The organism is Moraxella caviae (assembly GCF_002014985.1).
Classification (GTDB): Bacteria; Pseudomonadota; Gammaproteobacteria; order Pseudomonadales; family Moraxellaceae; genus Moraxella; species Moraxella caviae.
On record NZ_MUXU01000086.1, the window covers coordinates 15519 to 30544 of the forward strand.

Below are 15026 nucleotides of genomic sequence, written 5' to 3' on the forward strand. Positions count from 1 at the left end.
TTAGCGATATGAGCGCTCTTTGGCTTCACAGTGTTTTTTAAGCTTATAGCTATCTACAACACCCTTAGAAACTCTTGCAAATTTGCGTTTGGCAACCAAAGTGATTTTGTGCAATTCGGCGCCATTCTCAGGACTGATCGACCCTTCAATACCTTTTAATTCGATCTGCATGTCCATGTCTTCATGTTTTTTGATGAAGGTTTTGAGCAATTTGTGTACCAATTGATTCAAAATGTCACGGTTATCCTCAAAGATTAAAATCTCATCTTCAAGTCTTTGTAATTCGGTTCTTTTCATGGTGCATCCTTAAAAAAATAATCAGTAATAATGAATCTTCATAGCGACTTTCCTTGCAACAATCGTGCTTTACGCACTGGATCAAAAGCCATTTCTGTGACTTTGGTATATTTCAAGAAAATCATCACATCAATCGTGGTGTACACATCACGCATAATTTGGTCAAATTCAATCTTTGAGCCGATTTCTGATTGTTTAATCAGCGTGCCAATACGGTAGTAAGCACTGTTACAGTCATTGGCGTGTACCGTGGTCACTGAACCGCCGTGGCCAGTGTTCAGGGCGTTCAGATAGTCATAAGCTTCATCACCACGCAACTCTGTCAAGAAAATGCGATCAGGCTTCATACGCATACACGCTTTAAGTAGCGTTTTTGGTGTGACATCCTTATAAAACATGTGAACACGGTTGCTGTGGTGCGGCAAATCTAATTCGTGCGTATCTTCGATGGTGACGATGCGTGTATCATGTGGCACAAGGTCACAAATCGCCTTGGTAAAAGTCGTTTTACCTGAACCCGTCGCACCGATTAGGCATAGATTTTGTTTGTTTTCCACTGCTAGGCGGATGAATTCACCCACATTGCGATCTGCTTTGGCTTTAAGCATACGCAATTCAAACAGTTGCAGCTGCACATCATCAGGGATGCGCAAATATTCGTTGAGATATTGAATTTCTTTGGCTTCTTCTAGCGCTTGTGCTAACTGGCTTGCTGGCAGAATCGTGTTTGCCGTCTGAAAGGCTGATACATCTTGCCAATCATCTAGTCGGCCGCTATTGACATAATCATCAAAGCTAAAGCGGTTCATGCTTGGCTGGCGGATAACGATAGATACGGTATCACGCTCAACAGCCGATGGTACAGCCACCTGACCACGCTGGCCTTCAGGCAATACGCCTGAACAGATCGGATTTTCTTTGTTGATTTCAAGCTTATTATAAGCAGCAAATGCTGTCGCAAAGCCCATCAAATTCTTATAGCTTAAACGTGGCATATCAAAACGCTTCCAGCCTTGGTTGCTTTCAGTCCACAGCTCAAATGGGCGGTTGATAATTACTTCAGTATTATCTTTATTGTCTAAATGTTCTTGGATGCCAAATGATGACAGCATCCCCTTAAGCGTGGATGAACGGTCAAAATCAGCAGCTGTAAACACTTTTGGCATCGGCGGAATTGTCATAGTCACGATTACTAAGCCTTATCTTATGTTTGTTGGCAATTTGGTAGTGTCCGAATTCGGACACTGTGTGTTTTCGCTTTCGCTAGGTGCTGCTTTTTTTAAATGGAGCAGCGAACCATTAAGAGTAATGAAAAATATCGTTGTTGAATTAAAGCTACTCGATAAGCACCCCCTTAGCCGATAGCGTACCCTTGACCATCAGCGACTTAAATTCTTAACGGCGCTTCTTGACTTCATAGACATCCCCAAAGTCCATGTCACGAGCAACCATAATATTAATGATTGAGCCTTGATTGATCGTGGCGGTAGGCGGAATATTGATCGTGCCTTTCAACGCTTCTTCAGCCATGCTGCTGGCGGTGTTAGAAGTATTGTTGATCGTTGTGTTGTTGTTGCCACTGTCATTATTTTCTTCAAGACGGCTTGTGCCAATCGTGATAGCATCTTGAATCATGCTAAGCATGATTGCGCCACCAAATCGTTTCCAAAAATGGTTTTTGACTTTGGCATTCACGCCCATTTCACCCAACTGGCCTGTAGCAGGGCTATCAAGATTGATGGTTACGCCCTTTGGTGTTTCTGCTCGTGTCCATAGGATCGCAACACGGCTTTGACCTTGGCTGATTTGTACATTTTGCTCGCCAAATACTTTTGTACCACGCTCAAGCACAACGGTTTTACCGTTTGAGCTGTACACATCACGGCTGATACGGCAAGTAGTAAAGCCTTGGTGCGTGCTGACAATCTTAGTTTCCAGCACACATGGGATGGTTGCGCCACGCAATAGCTGATAATTACTAGACCCACGGCGCTGTGCTGATGCACTGGCCAAGACAGTTGGGTTCAGATTACCGCCCACACGACTTTCGCCATTGCCAGCGTTGCCATTACTATCTGCGTTATTAGCTGATACACGGCGAATGGCTGATACATCAAGCAGTACAGGGGTTGTTGAGCCTTTGAGCGGCGGCTCTTGATACTCAACGATAGTTTGTGGCACTGATGCTGTAGTATCTGCTTCTACCGCTGAAGCTGGTGCTGACATATCAGGGATGACCGCAGGTGCTGGGTAATCGACACCAGCCACCCAGCTATCTGATGATCTAGCACTATTTGCCACTGGCACATAAGGTTCAGCTGCTGGCATCGGTGCTGGCTCATAAGCCAAATTCGGTGTTGAAGCTGGTACAGCTGGTGTTGTCGTATCGGCAACATCGGTACGCTCTTCAATCACCAAATCGCCGTTTTGCATCGATGCTGGCGGCGGTAGCATGGCCGCTTGGTCAGCAGCAATATTAACCGTTTCACCGTTGGCGATATTCTTTTGCTCTTGGGCTGCTTTTTCGGCTTGTGCTACTCGCTCTGCTTCTTTAGCATCACTGTATTTGCCAACAGAAATACCCACACCTACCAAAGCCACCAGTGAGCCAGCAACAGCCATAGCGGCTAGTTGCAGCTTTTTCTTGTTGCCGCCTTCTCGGCCTGTGGTGTTAGCAGATGGCATTTCATCCGCCGCTTCGCTAACAGTTTCTTCATCAATGGCTTTTTGGGTGCTTTCATCGGTGACGGTTTCATCCGCCAGCGGTGCTTCATGGTTTTCATTGGCATCACCAGTATCAGGTTCAATGATATTTTCTTCAGCAGCCTGTGCAGCCGCTTGCTCAACTGCTTGTGCTTTTTGTACTTCAGATTCCAAATCATTCAAATCAAAGCCATCATTGGCGTTGATGTCGTCTTGGAAGTCATCATGGTTGCGGTCAGTCATGGCTTAGTCCTTATTGGTTGATTTGTTGTGCTTTGTCGTCACAGCTTTCACAGCGTGGCGGCTCTTCTAAGTGATTTGGATTTGAGTGTCCGAATTCGGACACTTGCATAGCTGACTCGTCTGCTTGCTGTTGTAGATCCAAATCGTGATTTCCCGCTTCAGTTTGGCTGCTTGTACGCATTGCAGCTGCCACATTAGCATTTAATTCACGCATAACTGACCGTTTGATTACGCCATTAAAATTACTCATAATTCACCCCTTATCTATCAACACGCACAAAGTCGTGTTGGCTAGTATTAGTCTCGTTAAATGCTGGCGTTTGCACAGTTAAGTTCGCTACATCACCGACTTGGCGACCAAAGCGCAAGCGATAGACAGGGCTGACTTCTTGTAATACGACTGTGTCATTTTCGATATGCTGATTGACGATCATTTCACTGTTATCAGGTAGCACACGATAAATCGCTGGCAAGTCACCGCCGTGGTTAAAGCGCATATAAGTGAATCGGCCATCATTCCACACATTTGTTGGCTTCAGGGCTTTAGCGCCTTTGTAGCGGTAATCCATGTTGTATTTGGCATCGATCCACACAGTTTGACCTTCAGCAGTCACACCCACTTGCTGTAGCGTGGCTGGCATGGTGTTTTGAGCTGGTTTTGCAGTTGCTTCTTCAGCAACTTCAGGATAAATAAAGCGTGCGATATAAGTTGGCGCTGCGTGTTCTACATTGCGCAAATCAAACGCATAGGTACGGCGATTGGTCACAAGCACAATATTGGTATCAGGCTGTGCTTTGATCGGTTTGAAAATAATGTTATTACCCTTGACCGCCAGCGACCAGCTTTCAGCATCGCCCATACCTAGGGCAGACACTTCATCATCGACCGATTCGCCATTTTCTAGCTGAATCAGTGATGCCTTGCCGATGTGTGTATTGATGGTATAAACATCGTTTTCGTTATAATTAAAATACTGCACACGAGTATCAGCACCCATGACAGTGCCAAACTGTTCAGCATGGGCTGTGGTCATAGCTGCAATAGCAGCCAAGGCAGTGGCTAATAATGCTTTTTTCATCTTATTGTCCTTGTGTTGCTGCTTCTACAGGGGTTTCTACTGGAACTGGTGCAGCAACGACTGGCTGAACTGGTGCAACAGCAGCAATTTGAGTATTTTCGACAGCTGGAATTTCAGTATTGCCAGCAGCGGTAAAGTCATCAACACGATAAGTCTTAACAGTGAAGCCAAATGGGTTCACAAGGCGCACATCATCGACAGCTGGTACATTGACATACTCATAGCCAATGGTTGCCATGTGGTTAGTTACGATTGGCGCTGGATTCATACGCTGATTCTGCACATCCCAGCTACCGCCATTGGTTGGCACGATTGACTTGGTAAAGCGCACCTGAATCAAGCCTTTGTCATCAATGATTGATGTGTTAGTGATTTTGATTTCGACACGCTGATTTTCCTTATAAATCTTGTGCGGCGCATCAGGGCGAGCAAACTTAGTATTGATTTGATTCTGCATATTACTATCAGAAAACAGCATGGCCTGGTTGATTTGCTCTTGAATGGTGTACCAGTCATAGCCTTCACGCAGCTTCACATACATGGCCGAGAAGTATTTGGCGGTCTGTTCATCAGCAGTGGTGCTTTGGGTGTCTAGCATGGTGACGATGTCAGTTGCGCCAGTGTTGTTATCAACACGGATCACATAAGGGCGTACTTCTTTTAGCGGTGTCAGTAGCATCAATGCCACAGCAGATGTACACGCCACGCCACACGCACCAGCGGCGACTTTCCACGCTAGGCTTTTTGATTTTTCAATATCGCCGATGCGTGCTTTTTCAAACTCTTTGGACGCATTGATAAAGTCATGACTTGCTTGGGTTGGCGTTACCTTTTTTGGCTTGGCAACTTTAGCTGTTTTTTCAGCTTTGGGTTTTTTCTTAAAAAGACTCATGGAGCTTCCTTATTGCACATCTGTGGGTTGATTGGATTCAAGTGCATCAGTCTGTCCGAATTCGGACACTGGTTCTGCGAATTCGGCAGCCACTTCGGCGACTGCTTGCTCTACCACCGCTTTATAAAAGCGATCAGCGTCTGCTGGCACAAAGCCTTCTTGATTGATCGCTTGCCAGCGACCGCTAGGCTGTGTTAGCTTGTGCTGGCTGACACAGCCAGCCAATACGATTGATGCCAAGACAGCGAGTAAAAGAGTTTGTTTCATGATTTACATCCTTAGTGTCCGAATTCGGACAGTTGATTTAAACCGCTCAAAAGGCGTTTTTGTAAAAACTTATCAATCTGTGATATACTGTAGCTGATAATTCCAACCACCAAACAAGGGGGTATTTATGCCAAACTACATGAATTTTTTGGGCGTACCCATCCAGCCAGCCAATCTATATCCTGTATTTGCTTTTTTGGAGTATGGACAGATTGACAAAGGTTATCTAGTTTCCCATCAAGTAAACGAGCCAAAAATCCAGCTAAAACAAACGCCCAAAAAGCGGTCATATGATTACTATCTAAAAAGACTTGAGCAGGATTTTGACGCTCAAAAGCTTGGCTTTTTTGATGAAGATGAAATTTTGGCTGACTTTTCATACTATGACGATGAAATGGAACACAGACCTTTTGAATTACCAAAGACGCTGTACGACCTAGGTATGAGTTTTGACCCAAAACTTGCTGATATAATTTGTGATGACGAATAATTTTCATGTATTTACTTGATACCAACATCGTTTCTGAAATCCGTAAAATCAGCAATGGCAAGGTCAATAAAGGGGTTGCTGATTGGTTTAAAGTCGCTGAAACTGATTCACAGTTCATCAGCACCATCACGCTTTTTGAATTGCAAAAAGGCGTATTATTGGCAGCACATAACAATGACTTTGTAAAAGCCGATGCTTTACAATCTTGGCTTGATATAGTGCGTTTTAATTTCACCAGTAGAACCTTGCCAGTGAACAAAAAAGTTGCTTTACGCTGTGCTGCATTACACATTCCCAATCCTAGACCATCGTTTGATTCACTCATCGCCGCCACAGCATTAGCGCATGACTTAATACTGGTCACACGCAACACTAAAGACTTCCAAAACATTGACGGCTTACGCATCTTTAACCCTTTTACCTAAGTGTCCGAATCGGACGCTTTTTTTGTTTATCTAAAAATCAAGCTTTTTGCATTTTTAGCTTAAAAATGCTAAAATATAACTATCCAATTTCTATCTTTAAGCCCCACCATATAAGGGATTGAGCCATGGCAGAGAAACCAATTAAAGTTGTTGTTACCAATCATCCTGAATACGATGCTTTCAACTTTTTAGGTTGGATATTCTGCTTGGTTGTCATTCTCGGACTTCTTGGTTCTAAAAATATTTTCATTATTGTGGCAACAATAATTTGGTTTATCGCTTCCGTCTTTCTGAAATTTAAAAAAGACATTCCAATTAAAGAATCCTTTTTGCGACCAGCTGGATTCTTAGCTGTGATTTTCTTTATAGTTAAATACACTTTTTTTAACTAAAAACATATTTAAACTACTTCCCCTGACTTTCAGGCTTCATTTTGTTGCCGCCTTGCATTTTTGGCATCGACTTAGCAGCAGCTCTACCAGCACCAACCACACCGCTTGCAGCGTTCACTGATAAGATGACTCCGAGAGCCACACCTCTTTACATTTAATTTCGTGCATTTTTAGCTTAAAAATGCTAAAATATAACTATCCAATTTCTATCTTTAAGCCCCACCATATAAGGGATTGAGCTATGACAGACAAAAAAGTAAGTGGCTATTACATTACTGGCGCTGGATATTTTTACCTAATTTTTGGCGGCGCCATCATGATTTTTGTGGTTTGTTCGATGCTGTACTATGTCGTTTCGCACAATGCCATGCAATTATCCACCGCCATCAAACTTCTGCTTATGGTTGTGTTTTTCACACTAGGAATTAAGCTTAATGTTAGTAAGTTGTTCAAAGCACTACTCATCATTGCATCCTTAACTTGTTTAATGCTTATTTAACTTTTTTGCCAGCCGCTTCACCTGTCATTGAACCGCCGCTTGGCTTTGCGGCTGCTCTTGATTGGATGGCGGCTGACACTTTACCAGCTGCGCCCATTGTTGAACGAACCACTTGACTAAACCCACCAGCAGCCAAACCGCCAAATAGTTGTGAAGTCAATGAAGGAATTTGCACAATCACAACCGTGAACACGACAAACATACATACCACATACAGCTGAGAACTAAAATTCATCGTGATATTTGCAGCAGCGGCTGCCATATCACCACCAACAGCATTCGGGATTGCTGCGGCTGCATTTTCAAGTTGTGTATCCAACTGCTTACCAATATAACTTACTGCCATTTGTACGGTAATCATAACTATCAAGAAATAAAATCCGTAATTAAGAACAGAACCAATCCAGTTGGTGAAATAAGTTCTTGTTGCAGGGAATAAACCGAAGGCAAAAAATATCGGGCCGATACCAGCTAGAATAGATAGCAGGACTTGTGCAACTAACATAAATGCAAATGCAACACCAATAAAAATACCGCCAGCCACCCATAGAAATGCAATATTAAACAGCGCTAGAATTTTTTGTTGCATACCGCCAAAAATCGCTTCCATAGCGCCAGCTGTCAGCCCTGAAACTGCATCACCTACCGCACCAGCTGCATCCGACATCATCCCCCAAACCCCTTGTGATTCTGTATCAGCGGCGGCTGGGTCAGAAACTTCACCCATTGAAGCCATATCAGCGCCAGTTTGCGCTGCCACACTGGATGCGTGCCAAATTGTTTCCGTCATTTCAAGCAGCTTTTGATACACCCCATCCAGTGAACCAGCATCCGCTGTATCACCACCATAAGCCTGTATCAAGCCTGTACCTAAATCATTAACTGCTGGCATGACAACAGAAGTGTAAGTTCCCATATTCATACCCAAGCCCAGCACCAAACCCCAAGCGACAATGCGCTTCATTAGGTCAATAAATGTACCTTGGATACTGGATTCATTTTCCCAATATGACCAAATTACGAACATACAGTACACAATGAAAATTGCCTGTGCGGCTGGCATGATCAAATCCACAACATTGGTTAAATTATCAGCAATCGTTTGTGATTCATCTTTGATTGTTGTAAAAATACTTTTAAAAAATTCAGCCATGACTTTGACCTTAATATCGTATTTAGTCGGTTCTTGGGGAAACGCCCACATTTCAGCAAAGGCTTGTTAGCGAGCGTTTCAGTTTAGCGTCCGTATGCGGACATTTCACAACTCATTTACGCTTGTTAAACAGACTGTTCGGAAGCGCTTGTTGAAGTTGTTTATTTTGCATCTGACGATACTTAGCACGGTTTTCAGCTGCATATTGCGCACGAGCCGCTTTGTCTTCAGCTTCTGCTTGTTGGAACATCAGCTGCATTTGAGCAACACGAGCTTGCATCATTGATGACTGCGCCATGATAGTGTTAGCCAAGTCCTGCTTTTGGGCTGGATTGACAGTAGCGTTAATTTGGTTCATCAAACCACCGATGCGCTGCATATCACTATCTAGCTGGCTCATTGACACTTTCATTTGGCTGCGAGTTAGCAAGCGGTTAGCTTCGATACGAGCCTTGCCAGTCATGCTGGTTGCTTTGGCAGCATCTTCACGCTTGATTTCATCAGCGACCTTCTGCAGTGCCTTCAAGTCACCTTTTGCAGCCGCTTCAAAAATATCGTTATAGCCTTTTGACAGATATTTATTCATGTAGCTGCGCAAAGTAGGGTCAGACAAGATGCCAGCATAGTTGCCGTTATCTGTCATAGCCTTGAGCTGATCACCCATTTGGCGGATCTGCTGGATTTGATTTTGGTAGTCAACAATCATCTGATTGATGTTTGCGACATCAAATACAGGCACACCTGCTGCTTGAGCTGGTACAGCTGTCGCCATCATGGCTGCTGATGCAGTCAATGCGGCGGCTAGGGTTTTTAGTTTCATCTTCATAGTTAGTTTCCTTATGAAGTCCTAGTTTTTCACAGTGTCCGATTCGGACGCTGTGGGTATCTGCTGACACTGTCAGCATTGTGTTTAGTGCATTGTTGGCACTGATTTGGCATATTCAGGCTTACCCACTGCGATGAACGCATCATCAACCAATTTGGCCAGTGTAGTCACTTCACCTTTTTTGAGCTTCACAGCCTTGTAGAAGGTGTGTAGCCATTCGTTTGAGCTTGGGCGCTCTTGATATCGAGATAAGATTTCATCAAGGATCTGCACATTGGTTTTTGTGCCTGACAGCACAGCGATTTCATCACTAAATCCGTACAGATCAAGCACAGCAAAGCTAGACTGATGGCCTTGTTTGATCAAGAATGTACGGCTGTTATTATCAAGATCCCTTAAGCGGATAAATTCTTTTTCCGTCAGGCCGACACGGCTATAACCACCGCCCTGTTCATTCTTGTATTCAGCAGCAGGGTTTGGCAGCAGAATCTTGGTAGAAGTTTGCTGCACGATGGCTGGGAAAATCGGTGACTGTACTGCTTCTTCAGGTGACTGTGTCACCAGCAGCATGAATTCGCCACGCTTACGACCAGTTTTCAAGACATCTAAAATCATTTCTTGTGGTGTCTTGTACTTCAGCGGCAGCCAAAACTCTTCAACGATGGTGCAAAGCAAATCGTGGTTTTTGGTCATCTGTGACTTCATGTACAAAAGACACGCCAAAATTGGTTCAGTTGGCAGGTAATCTTCTTTTAGGATTTCACCCACATCAAAGCCCACAATCTTGAAGCTATTTGGGTTGAATTGGTTGGTTGGGTTGTCTAGCACCCACGCAAAGCGCCCCACCCCTTCTTCAACTGACACCCACTTCAATAGGCGCTGATACAGACTATTGCCGCCACGGTCAGGAATGACTTGCAGCAAGCCAGCTAAGCGGCGTAGCGACTTTGGCAATTCCATCACGGCATCGATGGCAACTTTGATTTGGTTTTGCTCTTCTGATGAACAGTAGTTATTGGCATCTGTGGCCAGTGTGATGACCAATTCGTTTAAAAATTCACGCAGCTTTGGCGAATCTTCAAACTGAAATGGGTTGATGCCAGTAGGCTTACCTTCTTCAAGCGCAAAATAATCACCATCCAGCGCACGAATGAAAATATCCATACCACGGTCTTTATCCAGCACAAACATAGCTGGATTAAAGCGCTGTAGATAAGTCACTAGCGATGATTGTAGTGTCGTCTTACCAGTACCTGTCGCACCCAAGATCAGTGTATGACCAGCAATGGCTTCACCAATGGTATCTTCTTCAGGATTGGTAAAGTGGAAATTAAAGTCATACAGATTTTTACCCAGTGTTTCTAGCTGCATGATTGAGCTGCCATCACCCAGTGGGTTGCCTTTGGCTTTACCACGGCTATAGTTATGTAGACTAAACAGGCCAGCAAAATTGCGTGTAGATTTCAGCATTTTGCGTGGTGCATTTGGATATAACGGAAATTGACTAAAGAAGCTGGCAGGTGCTGACAGCTGTGCAGCACGATAAATCGCACCAGCATAGTTCGATAAGTTGGCAATGGCGGTTACACGGTTTTCAATCGCTTCTTTGGCGGTATTGCCATAAATGACCATCGTTGAATAGAAGTCACCAAATGACAATTCACCTGATTGAATATAGCCTTGTGCTTCTAGCAGCTCGTTAGTTTGATGCTCTGCCTTGTCATTGGTTGAGCGTAGGCGGTTCATCTGGTCATTGATACGATGCAGCGCTTTGGCTGGTGCAAGCGGTGTCAATGAATGGATAAGGTTGTATTCAAACGGCAGCCCCAAGGTAGCTTGATTGAGCAAGCCAAGCTTTGTGACATTTGGGAAGTCTTTTAGGTCAAGGAAAGTAGCATAGCGGTTTTTATGCACGCCACGGCTTTGCATGACTTCATAACCAAAATGTAGGCTAGATGATGGCAGCGCATCAAAAGCTGGTGTACCAGTCAGCGGCACACAGCCTACTGGCGCTTCGTTGTTGATTAATTCAAACAGCAATTCAAACACTTCAGAAGCAAGCACGCCATGCTTGTTCTTATAGGCGGTCAGAATCGTTGGGTTGTGCGCCATGTTCTTTTTGCACACATCATTGACCAAGCCATGTAGCTCTTCAATCGCTTGTTCGATGGTTTCATCGTATTTCATGGTGATGGCCATGAAAAAACGGTTTTCAAAGTAGTCTTTTTCGTTGAATCGCTTTTGGTATTTGTCTGCAAATTCTTGGCAGAACAAATTATCAAAATTGTATTCATCGGTGTTTTCAATTTTGCGGCGTAGCTGATAGCCTTGAAACTGCACTCGTCCAGCATACTGCTGGCTGGTTTCGTTGTAAGTCTTGTTATGATTGTCGAACATCATTTCAAGCAAGGCATCATCCAGCGCTTCATAGGCTGCACCTTCTAGCTCAATAATCGACATCAAATAGCTGTCTTGGAAGCTAACAACGGTATCAGACACATGATAGCGCACTGCTGGCAGCATATCTGAAGTGGCAGCAATCTTACGCAATGTTTTGATAAAAAGTTCTTTGGCTTGTGCTGACAAAGATGTTGTAATTGACATTGTGCATCCTATGTTTGCAAGTGTCCGATTCGGACAGTTAAAATCTTATGATTGGGCGAATTTACCGCCCAATCGGTTCATTTTTTGGCGGTGTGGTAGTCCACAAAACTTTGTTCATAAACTTCTTTACGGCGCAGATAGCGTTCAGGTACAAAAGTCAAGGTATTACCCATTAAATCGTATGCGACACGCTTAGCACGAAGTTTCATTTCAATAGCTAGGATTTGCAGGGCTTTATCATCGTTCATGGTGATAGTGCGCAAAAAGAAGCCGATAGGAACAACCACTAGCGCAAACAAAAAACCAATCACACTAAAAAAATACATACCCACAAACATGATGAATACGCCAAGCACCAGCAATGCTACACACGCAAGCAGTGGAATCCCCATAAACAAAGCGGTACGGTCAAGACCGTTATAGCTGCTAAATTCTCTGTATTCGCTCATGATTTATCCTTATTGAAGTAGCATCCACGCCCAACCAGCGATTGTTGTCGCTGCACCAGCTAGGGCAACATAAGCAACTGACATACCAAATTCGCCCCAGTCACAACGACCTTGCCAAGCTTGGATAGCTTTCCACAGCAAATAAATGACAGCTGCAATACCACCAATCGTTAAAGCGGCATTTTTAATGGTTTCAACTTGGGTTTTAACCGTGTTCAAGCCGCCTTGAAGACCACCAGCTGCCATAGCTACAGATGGCAAGGCGATTAGTGCAACAACACCTAGGGCGAACAAGCCCCATTTTTTGTAATCGACAGATGCCGACATAGTTTGTGTAGTCATAGTTAATTCCTAATCTACAAAATCAAAAAAAACATCCCAAGCAGCAGCCTGTTTCGCTTCAATCACTCGTGGTGAGTGATCAGCAGCGATCAAATCCGTGGCACTGTTTGATACAACAGCATCTTCAGGACTTGTGGCAGATGATTGGGATGCGCTAATGTTCGCCGCTGATAAGACACCAGCAGCAGGAACGCTTTTTGGAATAGATACGGTGATTGATGCTGGTTGTGCAGCATAGCTTGGCAGTTTGCCAGCAGCTTGCATGACTGCATTGTAATGATTGGTCACTTTGGTGACATAACCATTACGAAAGCCACGGCTGGCATTGCCAGTGTTATAGCAGCTAAAAGCACGCTGCATCGGTGTACCTTGGCCACTGCCGCCACCAAAGCGGCTTAGGCAGTTTAGGTACACTTTTTGCATGGCTTTTAGGTTTTCGCACGGATTGAATGCTTTTTCGATAGACAGACCAAGCCAGCCAAAGTTGGTAATATTGATTTGAGCCAAGCCCACATCAAAATTTTTGCCTTCGGCACGCAAACGGTAAGCCGCCTGTACAGCTTCTTGATAGCTTCGTGGTTGTCTTGCAAGACCTTTCGCCCCTTTGTTCACACCGATGGCGTAAGGGTTGAAATTAGATTCAGTCTTTGTAATCGCATAACTGATGGGCGTTGGTACATTTGGCGCACAAGCAGTCATCAGAGCAGCATCAATCACCATGATACTACCCCTTACAGACTGAAGCGATGGCGACTGTGCGGCTTGCCGTCAATCGTCACATCAAATTCATAATCAGCGCCATCAGGTGTCATCAGCACGACTTTTTCGTACCAATGATGCACCTGTGCTGGCACAAATCTGGCATCATCATCACTGCGCCAGCCGCCAGTGTAGTAGCCGCCAGTGGTGAATTGACCATAGCTTTGACCGCCGACACACGCACGGCTGACATAGTCACCAGTTTCGATGCGGCGTTCAGATTTGCCTACGAAAATGACTTGTTTAGCAGTGGTTGCACCGCCCTTGATATTGCTGTATTTGCTAAGATTATCAGGCTTTCGGCCTTGATGATAGATGACACCCACTTGGCCTTGGGTTGTGCCGTCAGGACATGATGGGGTTAGTGGCGCGCGGCGATAAGTGACATGGCTTGCACCAGCCTTGCCGCCGATAGAACTAGATACGAGTGAACAGGTAGGTAAACCTTTGCCTTTGCGTAAATCACGCAAAACTTCTTTGACTGTGCCAGCACATTCCGAGATCCCCATAGGGTTCGGTGCAGCCATACACAAAAGGAATTTACAGCCGTCAGCGGCTTGGGCGGATGCAGAAAATGCAGTGGTTAGAACAGCTGCGGCGAGCAGCTTAGATGTGAATTTTGGTGAGCAGCCACGCTTAGCTAATGCGTTGCGTTGCGTTGCGACATGAGTTTACTGCCGCTTGATTTTTGATGTCAAGCATTTTGGGTTTCCTTTTATCCATTTTTTTGGAAACATTTGTAAATGTAGTCGTTATACTACAACAAACATTCATCAAATGCAAGTTATTTTAACACAGATTTCTCAATTTTTACTGTAAAATTGCTGGCAGCTTTGTTGTCATGTTGTAAAAATGTTTTTTCTAATTCGCCAATGGATGCTTCCAAAGCGGTATTGATGTAATGGGTGATGCTGCGATTGGTAACTTGTGCCAGCGATTGATAGCGGTGATGGATATGCAGTGGCATACGCACACTGACAACTTGAGTTTTTTTGGGTTGATTCATGAATAATCCTTCTTGGTTGAGTGGATAGATTTTGACTTCCTCCCCTCCCTAAAGTGAGGGGATTCCTACTGCTAGACGGTCAAGCCCGACCGCAAATCTTAGAGTTGGCTACCGCCTTGCAAGTCACACCTTGCGTCTAAGATTCTCATTTCAATACTGACTCTACCGTTAGGATTGTCTATTGACACGAGCCAGTTTGAGAGTGTGTTTGTTGAACTATCTATCAGTTAAAACACTGCGTGCTCGCAATTTATACTTGTCTTAGCTGTTTTTTTATAGATAGTTTTATTTGATAGCTGATTGATTATAACCAAGTAATCCAATCATTACCAAATCTTGTTTTGTAACAGATTCAGTTTTGTGCAAATTGAGTGTTGTTTGAAGTCATATGAAGTGATTTTTTTGCAGATAAATCATCAAAAAATTAAATGAGAAAAACAAGAATCACTTTCTTAGAATATTTTATAGAATATTTTATAGAATATTTTTAGGGGCTGTACTAGATTAGCCCTAAATCCCACACCATTTTCTTAAAGTTTTTAGCTTTTGTGATGGTGTACCATAGTTAAATCTAAACTCGCATTCTTTGATAAAAAGATG

19 protein-coding genes and 1 pseudogene are annotated in these 15026 nt (G+C 44.0%); 4 read left to right on the forward strand and 16 right to left on the reverse strand.

Annotated elements, in window-relative coordinates; genetic code table 11:
* The 7 genes from B0181_RS11030 to B0181_RS11060 all read right to left on the reverse strand — a co-directional run bounded on the left by B0181_RS11030 (position 1) and on the right by B0181_RS11060 (position 5481).
* Entirely contained in the window at positions 1-297 is a 297-nt protein-coding gene (locus B0181_RS11030; protein ID WP_078277544.1) for a hypothetical protein, read from the reverse strand.
* Positions 298-335: 38 nt separating this feature from the next.
* Positions 336-1478, reverse strand: a complete 1143-nt coding sequence (locus B0181_RS11035) for an ATPase, T2SS/T4P/T4SS family (RefSeq protein ID WP_078277545.1) — start codon at positions 1476-1478, stop codon at positions 336-338.
* A 214-nt stretch (positions 1479-1692) separates the two neighbouring features.
* Positions 1693-3243, reverse strand: coding sequence for a type IV secretion system protein VirB10 (gene virB10, locus B0181_RS11040; RefSeq protein ID WP_078277546.1), 1551 nt, complete (start codon positions 3241-3243; stop codon positions 1693-1695).
* Between the two features lie 10 nt (positions 3244-3253).
* The gene (locus tag B0181_RS11045) at positions 3254-3493 is read right to left on the reverse strand and encodes a hypothetical protein (RefSeq protein WP_078277547.1); all 240 of its coding nucleotides are present in this window, start codon (positions 3491-3493) and stop codon (positions 3254-3256) included.
* A 10-nt stretch (positions 3494-3503) separates the two neighbouring features.
* Positions 3504-4322, reverse strand: a complete 819-nt coding sequence (locus tag B0181_RS11050) for a TrbG/VirB9 family P-type conjugative transfer protein (protein ID WP_078277548.1) — start codon at positions 4320-4322, stop codon at positions 3504-3506.
* A gap of 1 nt (position 4323) precedes the next feature.
* Positions 4324-5214 (reverse strand): VirB8 family type IV secretion system protein, encoded by an 891-nt coding sequence (locus tag B0181_RS11055; protein ID WP_078277549.1) that lies wholly within the window; start codon positions 5212-5214, stop codon positions 4324-4326.
* Positions 5215-5223: 9 nt separating this feature from the next.
* The gene (locus B0181_RS11060; RefSeq protein WP_078277550.1) at positions 5224-5481 is read right to left on the reverse strand and encodes a hypothetical protein; all 258 of its coding nucleotides are present in this window, start codon (positions 5479-5481) and stop codon (positions 5224-5226) included.
* Positions 5482-5608: 127 nt separating this feature from the next.
* Between B0181_RS11060 and B0181_RS11065 the strand changes: the two genes are divergently transcribed.
* The 4 genes from B0181_RS11065 to B0181_RS11080 all read left to right on the forward strand — a co-directional run bounded on the left by B0181_RS11065 (position 5609) and on the right by B0181_RS11080 (position 7287).
* Complete coding sequence (locus tag B0181_RS11065) at positions 5609-5971, forward strand: hypothetical protein (protein WP_078277551.1); 363 nt, start codon at positions 5609-5611, stop codon at positions 5969-5971.
* A 5-nt stretch (positions 5972-5976) separates the two neighbouring features.
* Positions 5977-6396, forward strand: coding sequence for a type II toxin-antitoxin system VapC family toxin (locus B0181_RS11070; RefSeq protein ID WP_078277552.1), 420 nt, complete (start codon positions 5977-5979; stop codon positions 6394-6396).
* A gap of 125 nt (positions 6397-6521) precedes the next feature.
* Entirely contained in the window at positions 6522-6788 is a 267-nt protein-coding gene (locus B0181_RS11075) for a hypothetical protein (RefSeq protein WP_078277553.1), read from the forward strand.
* Positions 6789-7029: 241 nt separating this feature from the next.
* Complete coding sequence (locus B0181_RS11080) at positions 7030-7287, forward strand: hypothetical protein (protein WP_078277554.1); 258 nt, start codon at positions 7030-7032, stop codon at positions 7285-7287.
* On the opposite strand, the gene B0181_RS11085 is transcribed toward B0181_RS11080, so the two are convergent.
* The 9 genes and pseudogenes from B0181_RS11085 to B0181_RS11970 all read right to left on the reverse strand — a co-directional run.
* Positions 7280-8440 (reverse strand): TrbL/VirB6 family protein, encoded by a 1161-nt coding sequence (locus B0181_RS11085; RefSeq protein WP_158078974.1) that lies wholly within the window; start codon positions 8438-8440, stop codon positions 7280-7282. The genes B0181_RS11080 and B0181_RS11085 overlap by 8 nt on opposite strands.
* Positions 8441-8552: 112 nt before the next feature.
* The gene (locus B0181_RS11090) at positions 8553-9260 is read right to left on the reverse strand and encodes a type IV secretion system protein (RefSeq protein WP_158078975.1); all 708 of its coding nucleotides are present in this window, start codon (positions 9258-9260) and stop codon (positions 8553-8555) included.
* Between the two features lie 90 nt (positions 9261-9350).
* Positions 9351-11870: a VirB4 family type IV secretion/conjugal transfer ATPase gene (locus B0181_RS11095; protein WP_078277557.1), complete on the reverse strand. Its 2520-nt coding sequence runs from the start codon at positions 11868-11870 to the stop codon at positions 9351-9353.
* A 77-nt stretch (positions 11871-11947) separates the two neighbouring features.
* Positions 11948-12319 (reverse strand): VirB3 family type IV secretion system protein, encoded by a 372-nt coding sequence (locus B0181_RS11100; RefSeq protein ID WP_078277558.1) that lies wholly within the window; start codon positions 12317-12319, stop codon positions 11948-11950.
* A 9-nt stretch (positions 12320-12328) separates the two neighbouring features.
* On the reverse strand, positions 12329-12661 hold the full coding sequence (locus B0181_RS11105) for a TrbC/VirB2 family protein (protein ID WP_078277559.1): 333 nt from the start codon (positions 12659-12661) through the stop codon (positions 12329-12331).
* A 9-nt stretch (positions 12662-12670) separates the two neighbouring features.
* Positions 12671-13381 carry a lytic transglycosylase domain-containing protein gene (locus tag B0181_RS11110; protein ID WP_115338127.1) on the reverse strand — a complete coding sequence of 237 codons (711 nt, stop codon included), beginning with the start codon at positions 13379-13381 and terminating at the stop codon, positions 12671-12673.
* 11 nt (positions 13382-13392) lie between these two features.
* A complete protein-coding gene (locus tag B0181_RS11115; RefSeq protein WP_078277560.1) occupies positions 13393-13929 on the reverse strand; it encodes a hypothetical protein in 537 nt (178 codons plus the stop codon).
* Between the two features lie 275 nt (positions 13930-14204).
* Positions 14205-14426 carry a hypothetical protein gene (locus B0181_RS11120; protein ID WP_078277561.1) on the reverse strand — a complete coding sequence of 74 codons (222 nt, stop codon included), beginning with the start codon at positions 14424-14426 and terminating at the stop codon, positions 14205-14207.
* A 510-nt stretch (positions 14427-14936) separates the two neighbouring features.
* A pseudogene (locus B0181_RS11970) lies at positions 14937-15026 on the reverse strand (IS1595 family transposase); the annotation flags it as partial.

What these genes read in the sequence shown, in the direction of transcription:
- B0181_RS11030 (WP_078277544.1), bottom strand. Translation starts at nt 297, where the DNA reads ATGAAAAGAACCGAATTACAAAGACTTGAAGATGAGATTTTAATCTTT.
- B0181_RS11035 (WP_078277545.1), bottom strand. Translation starts at nt 1,478, where the DNA reads ATGACAATTCCGCCGATGCCAAAAGTGTTTACAGCTGCTGATTTTGAC.
- virB10 (WP_078277546.1), bottom strand. Translation starts at nt 3,243, where the DNA reads ATGACTGACCGCAACCATGATGACTTCCAAGACGACATCAACGCCAAT.
- B0181_RS11045 (WP_078277547.1), bottom strand. Translation starts at nt 3,493, where the DNA reads ATGAGTAATTTTAATGGCGTAATCAAACGGTCAGTTATGCGTGAATTA.
- B0181_RS11050 (WP_078277548.1), bottom strand. Translation starts at nt 4,322, where the DNA reads ATGAAAAAAGCATTATTAGCCACTGCCTTGGCTGCTATTGCAGCTATG.
- B0181_RS11055 (WP_078277549.1), bottom strand. Translation starts at nt 5,214, where the DNA reads ATGAGTCTTTTTAAGAAAAAACCCAAAGCTGAAAAAACAGCTAAAGTT.
- B0181_RS11060 (WP_078277550.1), bottom strand. Translation starts at nt 5,481, where the DNA reads ATGAAACAAACTCTTTTACTCGCTGTCTTGGCATCAATCGTATTGGCT.
- B0181_RS11065 (WP_078277551.1), top strand. Translation starts at nt 5,609, where the DNA reads ATGCCAAACTACATGAATTTTTTGGGCGTACCCATCCAGCCAGCCAAT.
- B0181_RS11070 (WP_078277552.1), top strand. Translation starts at nt 5,977, where the DNA reads ATGTATTTACTTGATACCAACATCGTTTCTGAAATCCGTAAAATCAGC.
- B0181_RS11075 (WP_078277553.1), top strand. Translation starts at nt 6,522, where the DNA reads ATGGCAGAGAAACCAATTAAAGTTGTTGTTACCAATCATCCTGAATAC.
- B0181_RS11080 (WP_078277554.1), top strand. Translation starts at nt 7,030, where the DNA reads ATGACAGACAAAAAAGTAAGTGGCTATTACATTACTGGCGCTGGATAT.
- B0181_RS11085 (WP_158078974.1), bottom strand. Translation starts at nt 8,440, where the DNA reads ATGGCTGAATTTTTTAAAAGTATTTTTACAACAATCAAAGATGAATCA.
- B0181_RS11090 (WP_158078975.1), bottom strand. Translation starts at nt 9,260, where the DNA reads ATGAAACTAAAAACCCTAGCCGCCGCATTGACTGCATCAGCAGCCATG.
- B0181_RS11095 (WP_078277557.1), bottom strand. Translation starts at nt 11,870, where the DNA reads ATGTCAATTACAACATCTTTGTCAGCACAAGCCAAAGAACTTTTTATC.
- B0181_RS11100 (WP_078277558.1), bottom strand. Translation starts at nt 12,319, where the DNA reads ATGAGCGAATACAGAGAATTTAGCAGCTATAACGGTCTTGACCGTACC.
- B0181_RS11105 (WP_078277559.1), bottom strand. Translation starts at nt 12,661, where the DNA reads ATGACTACACAAACTATGTCGGCATCTGTCGATTACAAAAAATGGGGC.
- B0181_RS11110 (WP_115338127.1), bottom strand. Translation starts at nt 13,381, where the DNA reads ATGGTGATTGATGCTGCTCTGATGACTGCTTGTGCGCCAAATGTACCA.
- B0181_RS11115 (WP_078277560.1), bottom strand. Translation starts at nt 13,929, where the DNA reads ATGGGGATCTCGGAATGTGCTGGCACAGTCAAAGAAGTTTTGCGTGAT.
- B0181_RS11120 (WP_078277561.1), bottom strand. Translation starts at nt 14,426, where the DNA reads ATGAATCAACCCAAAAAAACTCAAGTTGTCAGTGTGCGTATGCCACTG.